This is a genomic window from Delftia sp. ZNC0008 (genome assembly GCF_000799035.1).
In the GTDB taxonomy this organism is placed as follows: domain Bacteria; phylum Pseudomonadota; class Gammaproteobacteria; order Burkholderiales; family Burkholderiaceae_C; genus Comamonas; species Comamonas tsuruhatensis.
In genome coordinates, this window is the sequence record NZ_JTKZ01000800.1 from 11,344 (window position 1) to 16,802 (window position 5,459).

Below are 5,459 nucleotides of genomic sequence, written 5' to 3' on the forward strand. Positions count from 1 at the left end.
GTCGCAGGGGTGGACTTCGCAGTAGACATGGGCTTCGCGCACGCGGCGGGCGATCAGCTGGGTGACTTGGGAGCCGAAGTCAAGAATGAGGATCTTGTCGTGTTGCATGGTCATCTCAGGCAAAGGTGATGGGAGGGGATCAGAAATCTTCAGGGGCCAGCAGCGCCAGCCCGCGCTTGCGTGCGGCGGCGGCCTGGGCTGCGTCAAAGGTGGCCAGCGGCAGGCGCAGCGACTGCGCCAGCCACAGGTAGGCCGCGTCATAGACCGGCAGGCGGGTGTCCAGCGCCACGTCGAGCACGGCCTTGTGCTGGGCGGGCGCCAACTCGTGCAGTTCCACGCGGTGGCGGATGGCCTCGAGCACGCCCCACAGGCCTTCGACCGAGCTGTGCGGAATGCGGCCGCCGTGCACGCCCGAGGCGATCAGGTTGCCGCATTCCCACTGCCAGAGGTTGGGCGCCTGCGGGTCCACTTCGTGGCGGCGGATGCGGGTATACAGGCGCTGGGTGTGCACGCTGGCGGCATCGGGCAGCAGCCAGGCGGCGGTGACGGAGGCATCAAGCACGAAGGAGGTCATGCCTGGCTCCGGCCTGCGTGGCGCAGTCGGGTGGTGGAGTCCGGCGCCTGTGCCGCCTGTGCCGGCTGGGCTGGCCGCACCGTGGCCTGCAGCGCCTGCATCTGCTCCAGCTCGCGGGCGATCTGCTCGTCGGTGATCACGGGGCGGCGGCGCACCGGCAGCATGCGCACCACTTCCTTGCCGTGGCGGGTGATGCGCACTTCCTCGCCCTGCTCGACAAGTTCGATCAGGGCGGAGAAACGGGTCTTGGCTTCGTAGATGCCGACAGATTGCATGGCGGGGCTGAAAACAAAAGCAGGCCTGGTGTCCGGCCTGGCCCGAATTCTATCATTCTGGCCAGAATTTCCAAAAATTCAGACCAGAACCATGCGGATATTCGCGGGCCTTGCCTCGGGGGGCTGTCGGTGAACGCCACTCAGCGCTGTTCGCGCACGAAGCCGACAAACCGCGCCAGCGCGGGCGACATGGCTCCGGCAGGCCAGGCCAGGCTGGTCTCGCAGACCGGCAGGGCAACGGCCTTGCTGCCTGCACGGGCGCTGGCGAAAACCACCTCGCGGTAGACCACGCCGGGCCTGCAGAACTGCATCACGCTGGCGGGCACCCAGGCCAGGCCGATGCCGCCCCAGACCAGGTTCACGATGGTCTGCATCTGTATCGCCTGCTGCGCGATGCGCGGCACATGTCCGTGCCGTCGGTACAGATCCGTCACCGCGTCATGGAGCGAGGGCATGATGCGGCGCGGAAAGATCACCAGCGGCTGCTCCAGCACTTCGTCGAGCATCAGCCGGTCCGCACCGGCAAGCGCATGCTGCTGCGGCAGGGCCAGCACCATGGCTTCCCGTCCCACGGCCAGGCGCTCCAGGCCGGCCGGCGCATGCCCCGGGGCATGCAGCATGAGCCCGGCATCGATCTGCCCGCGCTCGAATGCCTCCATCTGCACATCGCTGGTGGCCTCGACCAGCTCCAGCGCCACACCGGGCGTTCCTGCAACGAAGTCCCGCACCCACAGCGGCAGCCGGGTGAAGCCGATGGTGGAGACAAAGGCCAGCCGCACGCGCCCCACTTCTCCCGCTGCCGCAGCCCGCGCAATCCCGGGCAGCGCTGCCGCCCGCGCCAGAAGCTCACGCACCTGCGGCACAAGCGCCTCGCCGGCGGGCGTCAGCGCGACGTGGCGGCTCGAGCGCTCGAACAGCGCCACGTCCAGGCTGCGCTCCAGCTGGGCGATGGCCTGTGTGAGCGGCGGCTGCGTCATGTGCAGGCGTGACGCGGCGCGGCCGAAGTGCAGCTCGTCCGCCACGGCCAGGAATTGCCGCCAGACGCGCAGATCAATGGGGGGCTCATTCATATGCGCAGCATATCAATCATGCCGATGAATAGGATTGGATCAGATGAATCAGTCGGCCCATACTCATCCAACCCCCACAACGAGAGACATGCCATGACCCCGCCGAACCAGATCAACCGCCGAAGCGCCCACATCACCGAAGGCAAGGCGCGCGCAGCCAACCGCTCCATGTTCTACGGCATGGGCTACAAGGAAGAGGATTTCAAGAAGCCCATGGTCGGCGTGGCCAACGGCCACAGCACGATCACGCCGTGCAACTCCGGCCTGCAAAGGCTGGCGGACGCGGCCATCGCAGGCATCGAGGAGGCCGGTGGCAACGCGCAGGTGTTCGGCACGCCGACCATCTCGGACGGCATGTCCATGGGCACGGAAGGCATGAAGTACTCGCTGGTCAGCCGCGAGGTGATCGCCGACTGCATAGAGACCTGCGTGGGCGGCCAGTGGATGGATGGCGTGCTGGTGGTCGGCGGCTGCGACAAGAACATGCCGGGCGGCATGATGGGCATGCTGCGCGCCAATGTGCCGGCCATCTATGTCTACGGCGGCACCATCCTGCCCGGCAGGTGGAAAGGCCGGGACCTGAACATCGTCAGCGTGTTCGAGGCCGTCGGCGAGAACGCCGCGGGAAAGATCAGCGACCAGGAGCTCAAGGACATCGAGCAGCACGCCATTCCCGGCACGGGCTCGTGCGGCGGCATGTACACCGCCAACACCATGTCGAGCGCGTTCGAGGCGCTGGGCATGAGCCTGCCCTACTCCTCCACCATGGCCAATCCCCATGATGAAAAGGAGAACTCGGCCAAGGAATCCGCCAGGGTGCTGATCGAGGCCATCAAGATGGACCTCAAGCCGCGCGATATCGTGACGCGCAAGTCCATCGAGAACGCGGTCTCGGTGATCATGGCGACCGGGGGCTCCACCAATGCCGTGCTGCACTTTCTCGCGATCGCCCATGCGGCCGGCGTGCCCTGGTCCATCGACGACTTCGAGCGCATCCGCCAGCGGGTGCCGGTGCTGTGCGATCTCAAGCCCAGCGGCAGATACCTGGCGGTGGACCTGCACCAGGCGGGCGGCATCCCGCAGGTGATGAAGATCCTGCTGAATGCGGGCCTGCTGCACGGCGACTGCATCACCATCTCGGGCCAGACCATCGCCGAGACCCTGGCCGGCGTGCCTGACGAACCGCCTAACCCCCAGGTCATCCGCCCCCTCTCGGATGCGCTCTACCCGCAGGGCCACCTGGCCATCCTCAAGGGCAACCTGAGCCCGGAAGGTGCGGTGGCCAAGATCACGGGCCTGAAGAACCCGGTCATCACCGGCCCGGCACGCGTGTTCGACGATGAGCAATCGGCACTGGCGGCCATCCTCGACGGCCGGATACAGGCCGGCGACGTGATGGTGCTGCGCTACCTGGGCCCCAAGGGCGGCCCCGGCATGCCGGAAATGCTGGCCCCCACGGGCGCCCTGATCGGCGCCGGCCTGGGCGAGAGCGTGGGCCTGATCACCGATGGCCGCTTCTCCGGCGGCACCTGGGGCATGGTGGTCGGCCACGTGGCGCCGGAAGCGGCCGTGGGCGGCACCATCGCGCTGGTGCATGAGGGCGACTCGATCACCATCGACGCGCACGCATTGCAGCTGCAGCTGAACGTGCCCGAAGACGTGCTCGCCCAGCGCCGTGCGGCATGGAAGGCCCCCGCGCCACGCTACACGCGGGGCGTGCAGGCCAAGTTCGCGTTCAACGCATCGAGCGCCAGCTCGGGCGCGGTGCTGGACAACTTCGCCATTTGAGCGTCGTCATCTGAGCTTCACCATCTGAGCTTCGTGAGCGCACGAAAAAAAGAGGTCCGGGCAGTGGCTGCCCGGACCTCTTTTCCATCTCGCGCCAAGGCGCTGGACCTGGATCAGTCGGCGCGGTAGTTGGGCGCTTCCTTGGTGATCTGCACGTCATGCACGTGCGATTCACGGATGCCTGCGGCGGTGATCTCCACGAACTCGGCCGTGTTGTTCATCTCTTCGATGGTGGCGCAGCCGCAGTAGCCCATGGCAGCGCGCACGCCGCCGGCCATCTGGTAGACGATGGAGACCATGGAGCCCTTGTAGGGCACGCGGCCTTCGATGCCTTCGGGCACGAGCTTGTCGGCGTTGGGATTGCCGGTGCTCGATTCCTGGAAGTAGCGGTCGGCCGAGCCCTGCTGCATGGCGCCGATGGAGCCCATGCCGCGATAGCTCTTGTACGAACGGCCCTGGTACAGGATGACTTCGCCCGGAGCCTCTTCGGTGCCGGCGAACATGCCGCCCATCATGATGGTCGAGGCGCCAGCGGCCAGGGCCTTGGCGATATCGCCCGAGAAGCGGATGCCGCCGTCGGCGATCAGCGGCACGCCCGTGCCCTGCAGGGCCTGGGCCACGCTGTCGATAGCCATGATCTGGGGCACGCCCACACCGGCGACGATGCGCGTGGTGCAGATGGAGCCAGGGCCGATGCCGACCTTGACGGCGTCGGCGCCTGCCTCGGCCAGTGCCAGCGCAGCGGCGCCGGTGGCGATGTTGCCGCCGATGACATCGACCTGCGGGTAGTTCTGCTTGACCCAGCGCACGCGGTCGATCACGCCCTTGCTGTGGCCGTGGGCCGTGTCCACCACCAGCGCATCGACGCCGGCCTTGACCAGCAGCTCCACGCGCTGCTCGGTGCCCTCGCCCACGCCCACGGCGGCGGCCACGCGCAGGCGGCCTGCGCTGTCACGCGCTGCGTTGGGGAAGGTGGTCTGCTTGGTGATGTCCTTGACGGTGATCAGGCCCTTGAGTTCAAAGGCGTCGTTCACGACCAGGATGCGTTCGAGCTTGTGCTTGTTGAGCAGGGCCTTGGCTTCCACGGGCGTGGTGCCGTCCTTCTCGTTGACGGTGATCAGGCGCTCGCGCGGCGTCATGATCTGGCTGACCTTGACGTCGTAGCGGGTCTCGAAGCGCAGGTCGCGGCTGGTGACGATGCCCACCACCTTGCCGCCGTCGCAGACGGGAAAGCCCGAGATGCCGAGATTCTCGGACAGCTGCAGCACCTGCAGCACGGTGTGCTCGGGGGTGATGACCACGGGGTCGTGCACCACGCCGGATTCGTGGCGCTTGACCTTGGACACTTCGGCGGCCTGCTGCTCGGCCGTCATGTTCTTGTGGATGACGCCGATACCGCCCTCTTGCGCGATGGCAATGGCCAGACGCGCCTCGGTCACGGTGTCCATGGCGGCGGACACAAGGGGAATGTTCAGGGAGATGTTGCGCGAAAAGCGCGTCTTGAGCGAAGTGTCCTTGGGCAGGACCTGGGAGAAAGCGGGGACCAGAAGGACGTCGTCGAAGGTCAGGGCTTTACCGAGAAGGCGCATGTGAGAGCTCCAAAAGAAGGATTGTACCCGTGCGCCGGATCACAATGTATGCTGTAGGCCATTCGGCCCGATCCCCAACTCACCATGCACGCCATCAAGCTTGTTTTGCTAGTCACGCTTGCCGCCTGTTCGCTGCCCGCAGCCGCCCAGTGGCAATACGCGG

At 66.7% G+C, this 5,459-nt stretch carries 5 protein-coding genes; 1 reads left to right on the forward strand and 4 read right to left on the reverse strand.

Annotated elements, in window-relative coordinates; all coding sequences use genetic code 11:
- Positions 1-139 precede the first annotated feature (139 nt).
- The 3 genes from L995_RS25790 to L995_RS25800 form a co-directional block, all read right to left on the reverse strand.
- Positions 140-574: a type II toxin-antitoxin system VapC family toxin gene (locus tag L995_RS25790; protein ID WP_012204856.1), complete on the reverse strand. Its 435-nt coding sequence runs from the start codon at positions 572-574 to the stop codon at positions 140-142.
- On the reverse strand, positions 571-849 hold the full coding sequence (locus tag L995_RS25795; RefSeq protein ID WP_047474144.1) for a type II toxin-antitoxin system Phd/YefM family antitoxin: 279 nt from the start codon (positions 847-849) through the stop codon (positions 571-573). The genes L995_RS25790 and L995_RS25795 overlap by 4 nt, the downstream gene beginning before the upstream one ends.
- A gap of 140 nt (positions 850-989) precedes the next feature.
- Positions 990-1,919, reverse strand: coding sequence for a LysR family transcriptional regulator (locus tag L995_RS25800; RefSeq protein WP_047474145.1), 930 nt, complete (start codon positions 1,917-1,919; stop codon positions 990-992).
- 93 nt (positions 1,920-2,012) lie between these two features.
- Between L995_RS25800 and ilvD the strand changes: the two genes are divergently transcribed.
- Positions 2,013-3,707, forward strand: a complete 1,695-nt coding sequence (ilvD, locus tag L995_RS25805) for a dihydroxy-acid dehydratase (protein ID WP_047474146.1) — start codon at positions 2,013-2,015, stop codon at positions 3,705-3,707.
- A 113-nt stretch (positions 3,708-3,820) separates the two neighbouring features.
- Here ilvD and guaB read toward each other — a convergent pair whose 3' ends face one another.
- On the reverse strand, positions 3,821-5,296 hold the full coding sequence (gene guaB, locus L995_RS25810) for an IMP dehydrogenase (RefSeq protein ID WP_013803023.1): 1,476 nt from the start codon (positions 5,294-5,296) through the stop codon (positions 3,821-3,823).
- Positions 5,297-5,459: the final 163 nt, after the last annotated feature.

Coding starts and splice junctions, on each gene's coding strand:
- L995_RS25790 (WP_012204856.1), bottom strand. CDS start 574: ATGACCTCCTTCGTGCTTGATGCCTCCGTCACCGCCGCCTGGCTGCTG.
- guaB (WP_013803023.1), bottom strand. CDS start 5,296: ATGCGCCTTCTCGGTAAAGCCCTGACCTTCGACGACGTCCTTCTGGTC.
- L995_RS25800 (WP_047474145.1), bottom strand. CDS start 1,919: ATGAATGAGCCCCCCATTGATCTGCGCGTCTGGCGGCAATTCCTGGCC.
- L995_RS25795 (WP_047474144.1), bottom strand. CDS start 849: ATGCAATCTGTCGGCATCTACGAAGCCAAGACCCGTTTCTCCGCCCTG.
- ilvD (WP_047474146.1), top strand. CDS start 2,013: ATGACCCCGCCGAACCAGATCAACCGCCGAAGCGCCCACATCACCGAA.